The following is a 16,565-nucleotide window of genomic DNA, read 5'->3' on the forward strand; positions in this document are numbered from 1 at the left end:
GTCGCGCGGGCGCACCGCTCTCGGTGGCCGGCCGGCGCCTGGGTCTGCCTCCTGGCGGCCTCAGGGGTCTCCCAGCGGCTCAGGGTCTCCCGGCGGCCTCAGCCCCGCAGGGCGGCCGGTAGGAGACGCCCGGCAGGTACCGGTCCCAGGCCGCCCGGGTGATCGTGGGGCGCGCGGCGGCACACACGCGCGCGCGAGGAGCGGGCGGAAGTCGACCGGCAGGACGCGGATCGCACCGTCGTACGCTCCGGACACCACGGCCCGGCCGCGCGGGTCGAAACGCAGCGCGCCGAGAGCCGTGGTGTATCCCGTGAGGATGGTCCGGGCGGCGGGCCGCCGTGGATCGGTGACGTCCCACAGCCGGAGTGTCCGGTCATCGCTCCCGGTGGCGAGCGCGCGGCCGTCCGGACTGAACGCGACCTCGCCCACGACATCGGTGTGGCCGGTGAGAGCGGACAGCTCCCGGGGGTGCCCGCGGTCCCCGATGTCCCACAGCCGTACCGCGGAGTCCCCGCCCCCGGCGGTGGCCAGGACATCTCCGCGCGGGCCGAAAGCCACCGAGAGCGCGGTGATGCGGTGCGCGCGCCAGCGCGACAGTCGCGTGGGCCGGCCGAGATCGCCCGTGTCCCACAGCTGCACGGTCTCGTCGTCGTCGGCCGTGGCCAGCGTGCGGCCGTCGGGGCTGAAGGCGACGGAGCGGATCGTGTCCTGGTGTCCGCCGAGCGTCGCCCGGCTCGTGGGATGCTCCGGGTCGCCGGTGTTCCACAGGCGTACGGTCCGGTCGCCGCCGGAACTGGCGAGGGTGCGGCCGTCGGAGCTGAAGGCCAGGGAGCGTACCGCGCCGGTGTGGCCGTCGAGAGTGGCCAGCAGCGCAGGCCGCTTCCGGGCGGAGATGTCCCACAGCCGGACCCTCCGGTCGTCCCCGGCCGTCGCCAGGATCTTCCCGTCCCGCCGCATCGCGACGGAGCGGACGAAGGTGCCGGAGACGCCGAGCGTGGCCAGTTGGACGGGCCTCCGGGGATCGCCGATGTCCCAGAGCCGTACCGTACGGTCGCCGCCGGCCGTGGCCAGGAACGACCCGTCCGGGCCGATCGCCAGTGAGACCAGCTCGCCGGAGTGGCCCACCCAGGAGGGCATGAGCGTGCTGACCAGGCTGTCGCGCGTGTGTGTGGTGGGGGCCAGCCGGTGTGCGGCCAGGCCGATCTGCACGGCCAGGGCGGGATCCTTGTGGAGGAGTTCGGTGGCTCCCTCCGCCGCGTTCGCGGCGATCGCGCTGTTGCGCTGCCGGGTGACCTCCTCGTTCGCGCGGACGGCGTAGACGGAGGTCGCGGTCGTCAGGGTCAGCAGGACCGCGAGCAGGGTGACCAGGAGCCGCAGCCGCCGGGCCCGGCGCAGGGCGATGGTGGTTTCGGCGGCCTCGGCGGCCAGGCTGGCGTCCAGGAACGCGCGCTCCCGTACGGTGAGCCCGCTGTCACCGTCGCGCGCCAGTTGCCCCGCCGTGGCGAGACGCGTGCCGCGATAGAGCGCGCCGGGATCGCGGTTGAGTGACTCCCACGTCCCGGCCGCCTCGGTGAGCTGGCGGTGGGCGCGCAGGCGTTCCCGGTCCTGGGCCAGCCAGCGGCGCAGCCGGGGCCAGCCGCGGATCAGCGCCTCGTGCGTGACTTCCAGACGCCCGCCGTCGAGGGTGATCAGACGTACGGCGACGGCCCGGTCCAGTACCGCCGCGGTGTCCTCGTCCGGGTCCAGTTCCGCGCGCGTGATACGGCGTTTGGTGTCTTCCGTGCCTTCGCCGAGGGCGGTCAGGCGCAGGAAGAGGTGACGGGCGACCGCCTGCCGGCCGGGGTCGAGTGCGGCGTAGAACGCCTCCGCCGTCTGTGCGAGCGAGCCCTCGATGCCGCCGGCCGCCTGGAACCCGGTCAGTGTCAGCACATTGCCCCGCCGGCGGCGCCAGGTCTCCAGCAGGGCGTGCGACAGCAGGGGCAGGACCGCCACCTGCCCCTGGGCCTGCGCCGTCAGCGCCGTGAGCAGGGGGCCCTCCACCCGGCATCCCACCTGGGCGGCGGGCCGCACGATGGCGCGGTGCAACTCGTCGGCGCTCATGGGTCCGACGGTGAGCTGCGCGTCGCGCAGCGCCGCGGCCAGTTCCGCGTACTCCGCGCAGTGCGGGTAGAAGTCGGTGCGTACCGCGATCACCACTCGGCAGCGGCTGCTGGGCGCTCGTGCCGCGGCGACGAGCGCGGCGATGAACCCGCTCCGCTCCTCCTGGCCGCGGCAGACGGTGAAGACCTCTTCGAACTGGTCCACCACCAGCACGACTTCACCGTCGTCGCCGCGCTGGAGGGCGATCTGACGCACCGTCCGGTGCAGATTGCCGGGGTCCGCGGTGAATTCCGTGTAGAGCCGGGCGGCGGTGGACCGGGCGGGATGGGCGAGCTGGATGGCGGTCTCCTCCAGGGGATGCGGCCCCGGAGTGAGCGTGATCACCTGGCAGCGGTCGTTCCCGGCTCGTAACCGTGCCAGCAGGCCCGCGCCCAGCAGGGAGGACTTGCCCGACCCCGAGGCGCCGAAGACCGCCAGGAACCGCTGGGTGGCCAGGCGCGTCATCACCTCGCCGACCAGGGCCTCACGGCCGAAGAACCACGTGGAGTCGTCGGGCCGGAAGGCCGCCAGGCCCACGTAGGGCGCTTCCGCGCGGTCCGCCGTCGCGGCTTCGTCCTCGTCCGCGGCGCTCTCGGCGGCGAGTTCGGCGGCGACGTCGTGCCAGCGCCGCGCCCATCGCGTCTCGTCCCCACCGCAGGCGCGCACATAGGCCAGGGTCACCGCGAGCGTCGGCAGCCGCCGGCCCGCCGCGGCCCCGGAGAGTGTGGCGATGGAGTAGTGCGCGCGGGTCGACAGAATCCGGTAGGCCGGCTTTCCGGCCTCGTCGCGCAATCGGCGGAGATCCGCGGCGAACCGCAGAAGTGCCCCGTCCCCCGCCGCGAGCGGCGTCTCTCCCCGTGGCACGTGCCCACCCCCTGTCGATCACGACGATTGTTCAGTATCCGTTTGTTCACCACCAGATCGTTGAAACCGAACAACTTTCCGACTGTTACACCTGCTCGGCGAGGCGGGCTCCACGCCTCCACCGACTCGTGATTCCGACCCGACGTTCCGACAGCGCTGAGGTGCGCCGATGGATTTCCGTGTCCTGGGCCCGATCGAGGCGTGGCGGGACGGACGTCGGTGCCGATCGGCACGGCCTCCAGAACACGTGCCTGTACGTCCTCGACAGGTCCGGTGCCCCCGTGGCCCCGGGAGAGCCGGGCGAACCGCACGCGGGTGAGGCGCGCGCCATCGCGCTCTCAACCCTTGCCTCCCTGTCCGGGTCTCTTCCCGGGGAAGGCGGTCCACGGCGATGAGGAGCTGACATGGCGGCACGACGGCACAGGACGCGTACGGGTGTGGTGGGCCTCGCGGTGGCGGCGCTGGCAGCCACCGCGTTCACGGTCCCCGCCCAGGCGTCACCGAGCGGCGCCGGACACGCGGCGGGCCGTACGGGGCACGAGGAGACCCGTCGGGCGCTGGACGCCATCGTGCGGGACGGCATCCCCGGAGTCGCGGGCCAGGCGCGGACCGGTGGCAGCGTCTGGAAGGGGGCGGCGGGCGTCGGCGACCTCAGAACCGGCGCGCCGCGCCGGGCCGACGACCGGTTCCGCATCGCCAGCATCACCAAGACGTTCGTGGCGACCGTCCTGCTCCAACTGGAGTCGGAGGGACGGCTCGACCTCGACGACACGGTGGAGACCTGGCTGCCCGGGGTGGTGCGGGGCCATGGCCACGACGGCCGGAGGATGACCGTACGGCAGCTGCTCAACCACACCAGCGGCGTCTTCGACTTCATCGACGACCCGGCGTACGCGGAGAAGTACATCGTGCCCGGCTTCCTCAAGAACCGCTACAGGACGAGGACTCCGCAGGAGGCGGTGGACGCCGCCATGGCCCACGCGCCGGCCTTCGCGCCCGGGAGCCGGTACGCGTACTCCAACACCAACTATGTGCTGGCCGCACTGATCATGGAGCGGGTCACGAGAAGGACCTATGAACACGAGGTGCGCACACGGATCATCGAGCCGCTCCGGCTGCACGCCACCGTCATGCCGGGCGACAGCTCGCTGATGCCGGGGCCGAGCGGCCGGGCGTACTCGAAACTCGGCGAGGACTCCGCCGGGGCCACGGTCCACGACGTCACCCACCAGAACGCGTCCCAGACCTGGGCCGAGGGCGACATGATCTCCAGCGCGGGCGATCTCAACCGGTTCTTCAGCGCCCTGTTGCGCGGCGAGCTGCTGGCGCCGGAGCAGTTGAAGGCGATGAAGACGACGGTCTTCGACTCCGGCTACGGTCTCGGCATCGAACGGCTCACGGCGGGCTGCGGGGCTCAGCTCTGGGGCCACAGCGGCGGCTGGATCGGCTCGCTCTCCTTCGCGGTGACGACCGAGGACGGCGACCACTCGTTCGCCGTCAACCTCAACGGGGACTGGTCCACCGCCGGTCTGGGACAGGTGGTGGACGCCGAGTACTGCGGCACCGCCGGATGACAGGCCGCCGTCCGGCTTCCGGCTTCCGGCTTCCGGCTTCCGGCTTCCGGCTTCCGACGGGACTGACGCGGCCGTGTGGCGGCGCGCGGGTGCCTGTCCGATACTCGGGACCGGAATCCGGTCCGCGTGCAACCGTCTCGCAACGTCGAGGGGAGTTGACTGAGTCCCTGGAGGTGCGGACCGATGACCGACGCCGGCGGAGAGACGAGGGACGAGCAGACTTCCCCCCGAGAACCACGCGCGCCCGTGGAACCACGGGACTCCCCTGAACCGCTGGAATCCCGCGAGCCGCCGGAGCCGCGCGTCGAGGTGACCGCCGCGGCCGCCGAACTCCTCCGACGGCTGCGGGCGGACCACGGGCCGCTGATGTTCCACCAGTCGGGCGGCTGCTGCGACGGCAGCGCGCCGATGTGTTACCCGGACGGTGAATTCCGTACCGGCGGCTCCGACGTCCTGCTCCAGTCCCTGGAGATCGAGGGAGTCGCCGAGCCGGTGCCCTTCTGGATGTCGGTGAGCCAGTACGAGGTGTGGCGGCACACCCGGCTCATCGTCGATGTGGTGAAGGGACGCGGCAGCGGGTTCTCCCTGGAGGCGCCCGAGGGGGTGCGCTTCCTCATCAGGTCGCGGCTGGTGGGGACATAGGCCCCGGGAGACGCGGGCGGACCGGTCAGGGGCGGAGGCCGCTGACCACGCCTGCCGTGGTGGAGATCCCGTTCGCGATGGTCGGCGCCATGCTCGTGCCCGCGAGGAAGAACCCGAGCAGGACGCAGACCGTCGCGTGTGAGAACTTCAGTCCCCCATTGCGCAGGAAGACCACCGCGAGGATCACCAGAAGCAGAATCACTGAGATCGAAATAGCCATCGAGAACCTCCTCCGCCGCACCGGATCGCGGCTTTCGGCCGCCAGTGTGGCGGAGGAGGAGGCCGGGTAGGCCGACTGGCGTGTCCGCCGTACGGGTGGTTGCCCTCGGGGCCACCCGCCACGCGCTACGAACGGTGCCGGCGGAGGAAGCGTTCGAGGCCCGCAAGGTCATCCGAATTGAGGTGATCGACCCCGGCAGCCAGCAACTCGGTCCAGACGGCGTCCCGCGCGGGCCCCGGCAGATCGGGCGTGCTCCAGAAGCGCACCCGCTGACCGTGCGCGTGCGCGGTGTCGACGACACGACGCAGCTCCGCGCGCTCGGCGGCGGGGAACGCGCCCACGCCCTGCCAGCTGAAGCTCTGGGTCCAATTGCCGCTGATGAGCGGGACGAAGGAGGCCGGGGCCGCCGTCCCGAGGTCATCGAGCCGACCGTCGTAGAAGGCGTACCGTACGCGCTGTGCCTCCATCGGAGCACGGGCCGCGCGGTCGCCGGAGATGACGGGGGTGACCGCGCCCGCGCGCACCGACCCGTTGGCGTAGCGGCTCAGTATCGAGCGGTAGCGGGTCAGTTGGCGGTGCAGCTCCGCGTAGGCGGCGACGCCGTCCGCCTTGATGTCGATGAGCAGCTGCACCGGCCGGTGGTAACCCCGGTATACGGAGCCGTGGTTGGCCCGCACCCGTGCCAGGAGGGGATCGAGGTAGAGCCCGCGGAGGGTGCGGGAGGGGTCGAGTTCGGTGGCCTCGTGGGCGACCAGCAACTCGCCGTCGACCAGGAAGACATCGGCTTCCACGCTGGTGAAGCCGTGCGACAGGGCGTCGAGCAGCGGGCGGGGGTGCAGATAATCGTTGTGGGCGTGAGCCTGGCGCAGCGGCCGGGGGCCGTTGTCGCCGCGCTCGGTCCGCGAGGCCGCCTGCGCGTACGCGGGTGCCGCGACGGCTCCCGCGAGTGCGGCGGCGAGCGTACTGACGGCTCTGCGGCGGGTGGTGAGGGCCATGATGCCTCCGGGGGACGCGTTGGGGCGCGAGGGTGCGGTGGGGCGCGAGGGGTGCTCGGTCGGGCGGATGCGGGCTCGGATATGTCCGGGTGTGCTCGGGTGTCGGCTCGGGTGTCGGCTCAGTTGTGAACTCGGCTGTGGGCTCGACTGTGGGCTCGGCTGTGGGCTCGGTCCTGGCGAGTATCCGCCCTGTCATGGCCCGGCCGGTATCGTCCTACGCAGAGTTCGCCGACCCGCCATCCGCGCTTCAGCCGGTACCGGCGATCTCCGTCCAGCGGACCGTACGGTCGCACCAGCGCTCCAGCAGCACGCGGTCGTGGCCGACGGCGAGGAGGCCGGCGCCGTGCTCGCGCCGGTACTCCTCCACGACGGCGACCAGCGCGGCCGTGGTGGAGGCGTCGAGCATCGCGGTCATCTCGTCGCAGACCAGCCAGCGCGGACGCAGCACCAGCGCGCGGGCCAGACAGGCGCGTTGCAGCTGGCCGTCGCTGACCTCGTGCGGGCGGCGGCCCAGCAGTTCACCGGTGAGTCCGACCGTGCGGGCCAGCTCGCCGACGCGCGAGGCGAGATCCGTCCGGCGGCCGGTGGCGCGCAACGGTTCGGCGATCAACTCGCTGAGCCGCAGCCGGGGATCCGCCGACAGCCGTGGCTGCTGGAAGACCACGCCGATCGCGGTCCGCTGCTCGCGCGGTGCCCGATGGCGCCAGCCGGCCACCCGTTGGCCGTCGACGGTGACCGTGCCCGCGTCGGGCCGGTGCAGCAGCGCCGCGACCCTGGCGAGGGTGGACTTGCCGCAGCCGCTGGGGCCGAGCAGCCCGAGCGACGCGCCGGGCGCGAGGGTCAGGGAGGCGTTCCGTACGACGGGGGCGCGCCGCTCGTATCCGGCGGTGATGGAGCGGAGTTCAAGCACGGACGGTCTCCTCGGCGCTCTCGTCGGGTCGCTCGTGAGGGCTCTCTCCAGGTCGCTCCTCGGATCGCCCTTCCGGTCTTTCGTCGGTGCTCTCCCGGGCGTGGTGGCAGGCGAGCCCTTCCGTGAAGCGCGGTGGTGTGGCGCAGAGATCGGTGGCGCGCTCGCAGCGGGGCGCGAACGCGCAGCCGGCCGGCAGCTCGCCCAGCTCCGGGGGCAGCCCGGGGATGGGGATGAACGCGCGTTCCGGCAAGGCGTTCAGCAGTCCGCGCGCATAGGGGTGACGCGGTCCCGGCTCCCCGAAGAACCTCCGCGCGTCGGCGAGTTCGACGATCCGTCCGGCGTACATCACGGCGACGCGGTCGGCGATCCGCTCGGCCGCGGCCAGATCGTGGGTGATCATCAGCAGGGCGCGGCCCTCGTCGGCGTGCCGGCGCAGTTCGTCGGCCGTACGGTTCACGAGATCGCGGTCGAGTCCGGTGGTCGGTTCGTCGGCCAGCAGCAGCGGGGCGTCGCCGATCAGGGCGAGCGCGGTCGCGGCGCGCTGGGCGAGACCGCCGGAGAGTTCGTGCGGATAGCGGTCGAGATGGCCGGCGGGAAAGGCCGCGCGGTCGGCGGCGGCCTCGGCGGCCCGGTGGAGTTCCCGTCCGCGCGTGCCGGTCAGTTCCCTGACGGTCTCCTCCAGTTGGGCCCGTACCGTACGCACGGGCGTGAGATGGGCCGCCGGGCTCTGCGGTACGAGGCCGACACGCCGTCCCCGTACCGTCCGCGCGAGCGTGCGCTCGTCGGCGGCGAGCAGGTCGATGCCGTCGAGGACGGCGGAGCCGGTGGTCTGCGCGTTGCCGGGCAGGAGTCCGAGCAGGGCGGAGGCGAGGACGGACTTTCCGCAGCCGCTCTCACCGACGAGGGCGAGGCACTCCCCCGCCGCGAGATCGAAGCCGGCGTCGGTGACGGCGGCGATGTGCCGGCCGCCGCGCATCCGGAAGCGGACGCCGAGCCCGCGTACGGAGAGCACGGGCGGCGCCGGCTCGTCAGGCCTCGCGGAAGCCGCCGGGCCGGCGGAGCGCAAGGGCTCGACGGGCTCCACGGACTCGGCGGGACCGGTCCGCGGGAGGGCCGGGGACGGCGTGTTCACAGCATCAGCTCCGATCGGCGGCGCGGATTGATCCGTTCCCGCCAGGCGCCGGCGAGACCCGCGAGTGCGAGGGTCGGGACGATCAGGAACAGTCCGGGGAAGAGCGTCGGCCACCAGTCACCCGCCAGCAGTGAACCGCGCGCGGTCTGCACCAGGTTGCCGAGACTCGCCTGATGGCTGGGCAGGCCGAGCCCGAGGAACGAGAGCGCGGATTCGTGCCACATCGCGTGCGGCACCATCAGTACGGCGGCGAGTCCGGCCTGCGGCATGACGCCCGGCAGGAGATGGCGGCCGATGACGCGCCGGCGTGACGCGCCGCCCGAGATGGCCGCGTCGATATACGGGCGCGCGCGCAGCGAGAGCACTTCCGAGCGGACTATGCGGGCGGTGGAGAGCCAGTGGGTGAGTGCCACGGACACGATCACCGGCCACACGCCCGGCCGGAACATGGCGACGATGAAGATGCCGAGCAGCAGATGCGGTACGGACGAGAAGGTGTCCACGAGCCGCATGACGATCCGGTCCGTCCAGCCGCCGAAGGCCGCCGCCGCCGCGCCGACCGCCGTACCGATCACGGTGGCGACGAGCGCCGCGACGAGTCCGACGAGCAGCGAGACGCGCAGTCCGTAGACGCAGCGCAGCAGCAGATCGCGGCCGACGTCGTCCGTGCCGAACGGGTGTGCCAGGGACGGCGCCTGGAGCTTTCTGGCGAGGTCGACGGCCTGCTGGTCGAGGGGGACGAGCAGCGGGACGACGAGTACGGCGAGCGCCACGGCCGCCACGATGGAGCCCGAGACACGGACGCGGACCGTGCGCGTCGAGCGGCGGGTGCGCCCGTGCGAGCGCCAGACCGGCGTGCCGTTGTCCGGGCCGGTGCCGGTGTCCGGGCCGGTGGTGGTGTCCCGGCCGGTGGTGGTGTCCCGGCCGGTGGTGGTGTCCCGGCCGGTGGTGGTGTCCCGGCCGGTGGTGGTGTCAGCCATCGAAGCCCACTCTCGGGTCGGCGAGTCCGTAGAGCAGATCGGAGAGCAGGTTCCCGATCAGCACGGCGGCGGTGGCGAGCACCGTGAGGGCGGCGAGCAGCGCGAAGTCCACGGAGGTGGCCGCCTGCACGGTGGCGGCGGCGATTCCGGGCCAGCTGAAGACCGTCTCGACGAGCAGCGCGCCGGTGATGAGTTCGGGCACCCGGGAGCCGATGAGGGTGAGCATCGGCAGCATGCCGGAGCGCAGGGCGTGGCCGAGCAGTACGGTGCGTTCGCTCAGCCCGCGGGCGCGGGCACCGCGTACGGGGTCCTCGGCGAGCGCGTCGGTGACCCCCTGGCGTACGTAGAGGAAGAACCAGGGCAGCTGGGAGATGCCCAGCACGGCGGCGGGCAGCACCAGATGCGACGCGACCTGCCCGAAGGTGACGGTGTCGCTCGCCGCGTCCGTGAGCCCGCCCGCCGGGAGCACGCCGAGCGTGACCGCGAAGAACCAGATCGCGAGGAGCCCGAGCCAGAAGGCGGGTGCGGCCTCCAGCATGTACGCCGCCGAGCCCGCGCAGCGGTCGAGCGGGCCACCGGGCCTGCGCGCGGCGAGCACGCCGAGGGCGGTGCCGAGCAGGACGGCGACGGCGAACGCGGTGACGGCGAGCAGCGCGGACCAGCCGATCCGCTCGCCGATCACGGCGGAGACGGGCGCGCGCAGTACGGAGGAGTCCCCGAGGTCACCGGCGAGCGCGTGGGTCAGCCAGTTCCACCAGCGGTGGACGAGTGGCTGATCCACTCCGAGGTTGACCCGGAGCTGGTCGAGGTTCTCCTGCGAGGCGGTGAGGCCCGCGGTGCCCGCGTAGGCCTTCACGGGGTCGAAGGGCGAGGCCGCGGCGACGGCGAACACGCCGAAGGTCACCACGAGGAGGACCGGGGCGGCGAACAGCAGCCGCCGCCCCGCCATCCGTCCCATCGCCCCCCAGGGGAGGCGGCGGCTCATTTCTTCGGCGTCCAGTCCTCGATGTTCCACCAGGGGCCGGACGCGAGACCGTGGTCGTGCGGCTCGGTCTGGGTGGAGAGCCCGTCCCAGCGGTCGTTCACCACGTAGAGGTGGTCGATATGGGTGAGGAAGGTGTACCCGGGGTTCTTCACCAGTTCGCGCTGGACGGTGTCGTACGCGGTCTTGCGGGCGGCCGGTTCACCGCTCTCGCGGCCCGCGTCGAGGGCCCGGTCGACGGCCGGGTTGTCGTACCACGCCATGTTGTTGAAGCCGTCGCCCGCGAGCGTGGACTTGAGCAGGGTGTACTGGTCGAAGTCCGGGTCGCCGGGCGAGCCGCCGCCGGCCAGGACCGCGTCCTGCCTCATCCGCGGTTCGATGACCTCCCAGGTGCCCGCCTGGGTCGTGATGTCGATGCCCGCCTTCTTGGCGTCGGAGGCGTAGGCGAGGGCGTGTTCCTGGCGGAGCTTGTCGCCGGTGAGGTACCAGAGCGGGAAGGCGGCGCGCACCCCGTCCTTGACGCGGACGCCGTCCTTGCCGGGCTTCCAGCCCGCCTCGTCCAGGATGCGCCGGGCCCCTTCGAGGTCGTAGCGGCGTTCGGTGCCGCGGGCGAACCATTCGCTGCCGGTGGGGACCGGGCCGTAGGCAGGCTTGCCCGCGCCTTCGAGGATCCGGTCGACCATGGTCTCGCGGTCGACGGCGATGTCGAGGGCCCGGCGGACCGCGGTGTCGCCGGTGACCTTGTGGTGGGTCGGCAGGGTGACGGTGCGGTAGTCGTAGGTCGTGGCGTCGTAGGTCTCGCGGCCGCTGTCCTCGGCGAATCCCTTGGCGAGGTTGGGCGGCAGGATCGCGCCGTCGAGTTCGCCGGCCCGCAGCCTGGTGGCGCGGACGTCGTCGTCCTTGATGATCGCCATGGTGAACCTCTTCACCTCGGGCGCGCCGCCCCAGTAGTCCGGGTTGGCCTTGAAGCTGATCTTCTCGCCCTTCGACCAGCCGGTGAGGAGATAGGGGCCGGTGCCGACGGGCTTCGTGGTGAACGGGCCGGTGTTGACGTCCTGTTCGCCCGCGATGTGCGCGGGCGCGATGGGCAGGACGGTCCGCCGGTCGAACGGCGCGTAGGGGTACTTCAGGGTGAAGACGACGGTGTGCTCGCCCCGGGCGGTGATGTCCTTGACGGCGTCCAGCTCGGTCCTGGACGGGTTGTTCGTCTTCTCGTCCAGGATGGTGCGGTAGGTGAAGACGACGTCCTTGGCGCCGAAGGGCTTGCCGTCGCTGAACTTCACCCCCTCGCGCAGCCGGTAGGTGTAGGTCAGCCCGTCGTCGCTCACCGTCGGCAGGGCGGTGGCGAGCGCGGGCCTGAGCCGCATCTCGCCGTCGTACGCGAGCAGCCCGTCGAAGATCTTGGAGTTGCCGTCCTTGCCGTAGCCGAGGAGCGGGCTGAGGCTGTCGGGTTCGTAGGCGATACCGACGACCACCGAGTCCTTCGCCCCGCCGCCCGTGCCCGAGCCGCCCGGGTTCGAGCAGGCCGCCGCGGTGAGGGCCAGTGCTCCGGCCAGCACCGCGGCGGCCGTGCCGCGTATCGATCGGGCCGTCATGCGTCCACCCCTATTGAAGATCATCTGTTATTGCGATCGATTCGCAATTAAACAGCACGTAAAGGGGTGCTTGTCCAGACGCGGGCTACCGGGGTCCGGGCAGATCGACGAGCGCGGCCAGCGTCTCCTGGTGCCTCCCCCGCGAACCGAAGGCGATCTCATCGGACTTGGCACGCTTGAGATACAGATGCGCGGGATGCTCCCAGGTCATCCCGATCCCGCCGTGCAACTGGACGCACTCCTCGGCCGCGTGGACCGCGACCCGCCCGCAGTACGCCTGCGCGAGAGCCACGGCGAGCGGGGCCTCCGGGCTGCCGGTGGCCAGCGCGTCGGCGGCGTTGCGGGCCGCCGCGCGGGCCGAGACGACCTCCAGCCACAGCTGCGCCATCCGGTGCTTGAGCGCCTGGAAGGACCCGATCGGCCGGTTGAACTGCGTGCGCTCGCGGGTGTGCCGGACGGTCTCCTCCAGACACCACTCGGCGACACCGAGTTGCTCGGAGGCGAGCAGCCCCGCCCCGGCCAGCAGTCCGCGGCGTACGGCGGCCTGCGCCGCGGGCGCCCCGGCGAGCCGGATCCCGGCGGCGGGGTCGACGGTGACCGCGGCGAGCGGGCGGGTCAGATCGAGCGGGGTGAGCGGTTCGACGGTCACCCCGGGCGAGGCCGTCTCGACCGCGTACAGCCCGTCGTGACGCACCACGAGCAGGACATCGGCGCGTACGGCGTCGGCGACTCCGCTCACCGTTGCCGCGCCGGCGGGGAGCGGCCCGTCCGGGGCGGTGGACAGCGGCACCGCGAGCACCGCGACCCGGTGGCCGTGGGCGAGCGCGGTGAGCAGGCCCGCGACATCCGTGTTCCCGGTGCTCTCCCCGTCGCAGGCGAGCAGTGTCCCGGTCGCCACCACGGAGCTGGTGAGATACGGCGCGGCCGTGACGGCGCGGCCCAGCTCTTCCAGTACGACCGCCGCCTCGCGATGGCTCGCGCCCTGGCCGCCGAGCTTCTCCGGGACGAGCAGCCCGGACGCGCCGATCCCGGCGGAGAGCGAGGTCCACAGCTCGGGATCGTACGGATCGCCCGCTTCGGCGCGCAGGAGCGCCGCCGGTACATCGGCGCGGTCGGTGAGCAACGACCGTACGGCCGCGCGCAGATCGTCCTCGGTGTCCGAGTAGAGCAGATCGGGGGAAGCGTCGGTCATCGGGCCAGGTCCTTCCAGGCGACGTCCTTGTCGTTGCGCGGTTCCGAGGGCAGGCCGAGCACGCGCTCCGCGACGATGTTCAGCAGCACCTCGCTGGTACCGCCCTCGATGGAGTTGCCCTTCGCGCGCAGATAGCGGTAACCGGCGTCCCGTCCGGTGAAGTCGACCAGCTCCGGCCTGCGCATGGTCCAGTCGGAGTACAACAGGCCCTCCTCCCCGAGGAGTTCCACCTCCAGACCGCTGATCTCCTGGTTGAGCCGGGCGAAGGCGAGCTTCATCCCGCTGCCCTCGGGGCCCGGTTGCCCGGCGACGAGCTGCTGACGCAGCCGTTCCGCGGTCAGCCGCGCGACCTCCGCCTCCACCCAGAGGGTGAGCAGCCGCTGGCGCAGCTCATGGGTGCGCAGCTCGGGCCGCTCGCGCCAGGTGCGGGCGACCGTACCGATCATGCCGCCCTCACGGGGCAGCCGGGCGCCGCCGATGGAGACGCGCTCGTTCATCAGGGTGGTCTGGGCGACCTTCCAGCCGTCGCCGATTCCGCCGAGGCGGTGCGCGTCGGGGATGCGTACGCCGGTCAGGAAGACCTCGTTGAACTCGGCCTCGCCGGTGATCTGGCGCAGCGGCCGTACCTCGACACCCGGGTCGGTCATATCGCAGAGGAAGTAGCTGATGCCCCGGTGCTTGGGCAGACCGGGATCGGTACGGGCGATGAGGATGGCCCAGCGGGCGACATGGGCGCTGGAGGTCCACACCTTCTGCCCGTTGACGATCCAGTCGCCGGAGGCGGAGTCACTGTCGCGCACCGCGCGGGTCCCGAGCGCGGCCAGGTCGGAGCCGGCGCCCGGCTCGCTGAACAGCTGGCACCACACTTCCTCACCGACCCACAGAGGCCGCAGGAAGCGTTCCTTCTGCTCCTGGGTGCCGTAGCGGAGGATGGTCGGCGCGGCCATGCCGAGGCCGATGCCGATCCGGCGCGGGTCGTTGTCGGGGGCGCCCGCCGCGGCCAGCTCGGCGTCCACGACGGCCTGGAGGGAGCGCGGCGCGCCGAGCCCGCCGAGCCCGGCCGGGTAGTGCACCCAGGCGAGTCCCGCGTCGAAGCGCGCCTTGAGGAAGTCGGTGCGGTCGGTGGTGGCCGGTGGCCGGGCGGCCAGCAACTCCCTGGTCAGAGAGCGCAGTTCGGCGGCGCCCGTCATCGGGAACCGCCCTCGGGGAGGACGACCACGCGTCCGGTGGTGATGCCGTCGGCGACCCGCTGGACCGCGTCGGCCGCGTCCTTCATGGCGACCCGCTCGCTGATGAGCGGCTTGATCGCGCCCCGGGTGGCGAGTCCGGTCAGCTCCCGGTGGCAACGGGCCACCGCCGCCGGGTCCTTGGTGTTGTAGAGGCCCCAGTGCAGGCCCATGATCGAGTAGTTCTTCACCAGCGCGTGATTGAGGGCGGCGGTGGAGATCGCGCCGCTGGCGAAGCCCACGACCACGATCCGTCCCTCGAAGGCCACGCACTTGGTGGACTTGGTGAAGGCGTCGCCGCCCACCGGGTCGTAGACGACATCCGCGCCCCTGCCGCCGGTGGCCTCCTTGACCGCGCCGACGAGGTCGTCCGCACGGCGGTCGATCACCAGGTCGCAGCCCAGCTCCCGGGCCACCCGCGCCTTGTCCTGGCCCCCGACGACACCGATGACGGTGGCCCCGGCCGCCTTTCCGAGCTGTACGGCCGCGCTGCCGACGCCGCCGGACGCCGCGTGGACGAGGAGCGTTTCCCCGGGCTGGAGCCGCGCCCGCCGGTGCAGTCCGAACCAGCCCGTCTGATACCCGACGTGCAGGGCCGCCACCTCGGCGTCGTCCAGCGCCTCGGGCGCGGGCAGCAGCGCGGCGGCGTCGGCGACCACGTACTCCGCCAGTCCGCCGTGGGGAAGCGCCGGTGTGGCGATGACCCGGCGCCCGTCCTCCGTCTCGCCGCAGATCTCCACGCCCGGAGTGAAGGGCAGCGGCGGCCTGACCTGGTACTGCCCCCGGCAGAGGAGGGCGTCCGGGAAGTTGATGTTCGCCGCCCGGACCAGCAGCGGGACCTGTCCCTCGCCGGGCACGGGACGCGCCACCTCTTCGAGCCGCATCACCTCGCCGGGCTCGCCGTTCCGGTGCACTCGCCATGCCTGCATTCGGGGCCTCCACACACGATGGGCTGTACCGCACTCGTGCGCATACTAAGCAGTCGCTTGCCTCGCTGGGAACATCCCGCCCGGAAGCACCCTCCCTCGGAATCCGCTCGGAAACCGCCCGGCGTCCGCTCGGAATCGGCTTGGAAACCGCCCCTCAGGACACCTTCGGCCGTGCCCTCACATGCATCCGCTCGCCCTGCGGCCCGAACAGGCTCAGGAACTCCACCGGCGCGTCCACGGCCGACCCGAACCAGTGCGGTACATGCGTGTCGAACTCGGCCGCCTCCCCCGCGCCGAGCACCACGTCGTGCTCACCGAGCCGCAGCCGCAGCCGGCCCGCCAGCACATAGAGCCACTCGTACCCCTCATGCGTCCGCAGTTCGCGGTCGTCGTCGTCCGGCGAGGGCTGGATGATGACCTTGTACGCCCGCAGCCCGCCCGGCTGACGGGTGAGCGGCAGCATCGTACGGTTGCGGTACACGATCGGCTTGGCGCGCACCCGGGGATCGCCGACATGCGGCGCGCCGACCAGTTCGTCGAGCGGGACCTGATGGGCGCGGGCGATGGGCAGCAGCAGTTCGAGGCTGGGGCGGCGACGGCCCGCCTCCAGCCGCGAGAGGGTGCTCACGGAGATTCCGGTGGCCTCGGAGAGCGCGCTCAGTGTGGCGCCCCGTTCCTGCCGGATCTTGCGCAGCCGGGGACCCACTTCGTTCAGTACTTCTTCGAGCCGGGCGTCGTCGTCATCCATGGGCCCATTGCATCATCGATTGCCGGTCCGGCAACAGGACTTGCCGGTCCGCGACGGCGGCGGTGGCGGTGGCGGTGATCAGGTCCTCCGCGGCTCTACGGCTTGACTCCCGGCGCGACGGACGTCGTTCCGTCCGGGAACAGCGGAACGGGCCTGATCCTGCGCAGATACGCCTCCGCCTGCCAGATCGCCTCACGTGCGGTGCGCTGTCCCATCAGCACACAGAGGGTGTACGCCACGTCCTCGAACCGTCCGCGTGTCTCCTCGTCGAGCGGATCGGCGAGCACCAGCCGTTCCCAGGCCCGGTACCGGGCCAGCAGATCGGCCACCAGATGTCTGTCCGGCAGCAGCATGCCAACCACCTCCCGCGTTCGGGATCCACCCGCTCGCTCCGGCTTCGCACGTGGCAGGGCGCCGGTCCCCTGCGGGCCATTGTC

15 protein-coding genes are annotated in these 16,565 nt (G+C 72.3%); 2 read left to right on the forward strand and 13 right to left on the reverse strand.

The features are described from left to right. Window positions 1–60: 60 nt before the first annotated feature. The gene (locus tag ACZ7LS_RS35890) at window positions 61–3,003 is read right to left on the reverse strand and encodes a WD40 repeat domain-containing protein (protein WP_385134795.1); all 2,943 of its coding nucleotides are present in this window, start codon (window positions 3,001–3,003) and stop codon (window positions 61–63) included. 404 nt (window positions 3,004–3,407) lie between these two features. Between ACZ7LS_RS35890 and ACZ7LS_RS35895 the strand changes: the two genes are divergently transcribed. Beyond that, window positions 3,408–4,577 (forward strand): serine hydrolase domain-containing protein, encoded by a 1,170-nt coding sequence (locus ACZ7LS_RS35895; RefSeq protein WP_385134797.1) that lies wholly within the window; start codon window positions 3,408–3,410, stop codon window positions 4,575–4,577. Between the two features lie 273 nt (window positions 4,578–4,850). Next, window positions 4,851–5,219 carry a DUF779 domain-containing protein gene (locus ACZ7LS_RS35900; protein WP_382516896.1) on the forward strand — a complete coding sequence of 123 codons (369 nt, stop codon included), beginning with the start codon at window positions 4,851–4,853 and terminating at the stop codon, window positions 5,217–5,219. A gap of 25 nt (window positions 5,220–5,244) precedes the next feature. On the opposite strand, the gene ACZ7LS_RS35905 is transcribed toward ACZ7LS_RS35900, so the two are convergent. From ACZ7LS_RS35905 to ACZ7LS_RS35960, 12 genes are all read right to left on the reverse strand, one after another. After that, window positions 5,245–5,439: a hypothetical protein gene (locus tag ACZ7LS_RS35905; protein WP_129767873.1), complete on the reverse strand. Its 195-nt coding sequence runs from the start codon at window positions 5,437–5,439 to the stop codon at window positions 5,245–5,247. 125 nt (window positions 5,440–5,564) lie between these two features. Then, window positions 5,565–6,434 (reverse strand): phosphatidylinositol-specific phospholipase C/glycerophosphodiester phosphodiesterase family protein, encoded by an 870-nt coding sequence (locus ACZ7LS_RS35910; RefSeq protein WP_385134799.1) that lies wholly within the window; start codon window positions 6,432–6,434, stop codon window positions 5,565–5,567. A gap of 247 nt (window positions 6,435–6,681) precedes the next feature. Then, window positions 6,682–7,344, reverse strand: a complete 663-nt coding sequence (locus tag ACZ7LS_RS35915; RefSeq protein ID WP_382516711.1) for an ABC transporter ATP-binding protein — start codon at window positions 7,342–7,344, stop codon at window positions 6,682–6,684. Then, complete coding sequence (locus tag ACZ7LS_RS35920; RefSeq protein WP_385134801.1) at window positions 7,337–8,476, reverse strand: ABC transporter ATP-binding protein; 1,140 nt, start codon at window positions 8,474–8,476, stop codon at window positions 7,337–7,339. The genes ACZ7LS_RS35915 and ACZ7LS_RS35920 overlap by 8 nt, the downstream gene beginning before the upstream one ends. Continuing rightward, window positions 8,473–9,456, reverse strand: a complete 984-nt coding sequence (locus tag ACZ7LS_RS35925; RefSeq protein WP_385134802.1) for an ABC transporter permease — start codon at window positions 9,454–9,456, stop codon at window positions 8,473–8,475. Before ACZ7LS_RS35925 ends, ACZ7LS_RS35920 begins: the two co-directional genes overlap by 4 nt. Further along, window positions 9,449–10,441, reverse strand: coding sequence for an ABC transporter permease (locus ACZ7LS_RS35930; RefSeq protein ID WP_385134804.1), 993 nt, complete (start codon window positions 10,439–10,441; stop codon window positions 9,449–9,451). Before ACZ7LS_RS35930 ends, ACZ7LS_RS35925 begins: the two co-directional genes overlap by 8 nt. Then, complete coding sequence (locus tag ACZ7LS_RS35935; protein ID WP_382970822.1) at window positions 10,438–12,033, reverse strand: ABC transporter substrate-binding protein; 1,596 nt, start codon at window positions 12,031–12,033, stop codon at window positions 10,438–10,440. Before ACZ7LS_RS35935 ends, ACZ7LS_RS35930 begins: the two co-directional genes overlap by 4 nt. A gap of 85 nt (window positions 12,034–12,118) precedes the next feature. Next, on the reverse strand, window positions 12,119–13,225 hold the full coding sequence (locus ACZ7LS_RS35940) for an acyl-CoA dehydrogenase family protein (protein ID WP_382516696.1): 1,107 nt from the start codon (window positions 13,223–13,225) through the stop codon (window positions 12,119–12,121). Next, window positions 13,222–14,415: an acyl-CoA dehydrogenase family protein gene (locus tag ACZ7LS_RS35945; protein WP_385134806.1), complete on the reverse strand. Its 1,194-nt coding sequence runs from the start codon at window positions 14,413–14,415 to the stop codon at window positions 13,222–13,224. Before ACZ7LS_RS35945 ends, ACZ7LS_RS35940 begins: the two co-directional genes overlap by 4 nt. After that, a complete protein-coding gene (locus ACZ7LS_RS35950) occupies window positions 14,412–15,380 on the reverse strand; it encodes an NADPH:quinone oxidoreductase family protein (protein ID WP_382516690.1) in 969 nt (322 codons plus the stop codon). The genes ACZ7LS_RS35945 and ACZ7LS_RS35950 overlap by 4 nt, the downstream gene beginning before the upstream one ends. 154 nt (window positions 15,381–15,534) lie before the next feature. Then, window positions 15,535–16,128 carry a helix-turn-helix domain-containing protein gene (locus ACZ7LS_RS35955; protein WP_382516687.1) on the reverse strand — a complete coding sequence of 198 codons (594 nt, stop codon included), beginning with the start codon at window positions 16,126–16,128 and terminating at the stop codon, window positions 15,535–15,537. A 95-nt stretch (window positions 16,129–16,223) separates the two neighbouring features. Beyond that, a complete protein-coding gene (locus tag ACZ7LS_RS35960) occupies window positions 16,224–16,481 on the reverse strand; it encodes a DUF5133 domain-containing protein (RefSeq protein WP_382516684.1) in 258 nt (85 codons plus the stop codon). Between the last annotated feature and the right edge of the window lie 84 nt (window positions 16,482–16,565).

This window comes from Streptomyces sp. NPDC039430, from assembly GCF_055639435.1.

Excerpts from the sequence above, each read along its gene's own strand:
- ACZ7LS_RS35895 (WP_385134797.1), top strand. The coding sequence starts at position 3,408 with ATGGCGGCACGACGGCACAGGACGCGTACGGGTGTGGTGGGCCTCGCG.
- ACZ7LS_RS35905 (WP_129767873.1), bottom strand. The coding sequence starts at position 5,439 with ATGGCTATTTCGATCTCAGTGATTCTGCTTCTGGTGATCCTCGCGGTG.
- ACZ7LS_RS35910 (WP_385134799.1), bottom strand. The coding sequence starts at position 6,434 with ATGGCCCTCACCACCCGCCGCAGAGCCGTCAGTACGCTCGCCGCCGCA.
- ACZ7LS_RS35925 (WP_385134802.1), bottom strand. The coding sequence starts at position 9,456 with ATGGCTGACACCACCACCGGCCGGGACACCACCACCGGCCGGGACACC.
- ACZ7LS_RS35930 (WP_385134804.1), bottom strand. The coding sequence starts at position 10,441 with ATGAGCCGCCGCCTCCCCTGGGGGGCGATGGGACGGATGGCGGGGCGG.
- ACZ7LS_RS35935 (WP_382970822.1), bottom strand. The coding sequence starts at position 12,033 with ATGACGGCCCGATCGATACGCGGCACGGCCGCCGCGGTGCTGGCCGGA.
- ACZ7LS_RS35940 (WP_382516696.1), bottom strand. The coding sequence starts at position 13,225 with ATGACCGACGCTTCCCCCGATCTGCTCTACTCGGACACCGAGGACGAT.
- ACZ7LS_RS35945 (WP_385134806.1), bottom strand. The coding sequence starts at position 14,415 with ATGACGGGCGCCGCCGAACTGCGCTCTCTGACCAGGGAGTTGCTGGCC.
- ACZ7LS_RS35950 (WP_382516690.1), bottom strand. The coding sequence starts at position 15,380 with ATGCAGGCATGGCGAGTGCACCGGAACGGCGAGCCCGGCGAGGTGATG.
- ACZ7LS_RS35955 (WP_382516687.1), bottom strand. The coding sequence starts at position 16,128 with ATGGATGACGACGACGCCCGGCTCGAAGAAGTACTGAACGAAGTGGGT.
- ACZ7LS_RS35960 (WP_382516684.1), bottom strand. The coding sequence starts at position 16,481 with ATGCTGCTGCCGGACAGACATCTGGTGGCCGATCTGCTGGCCCGGTAC.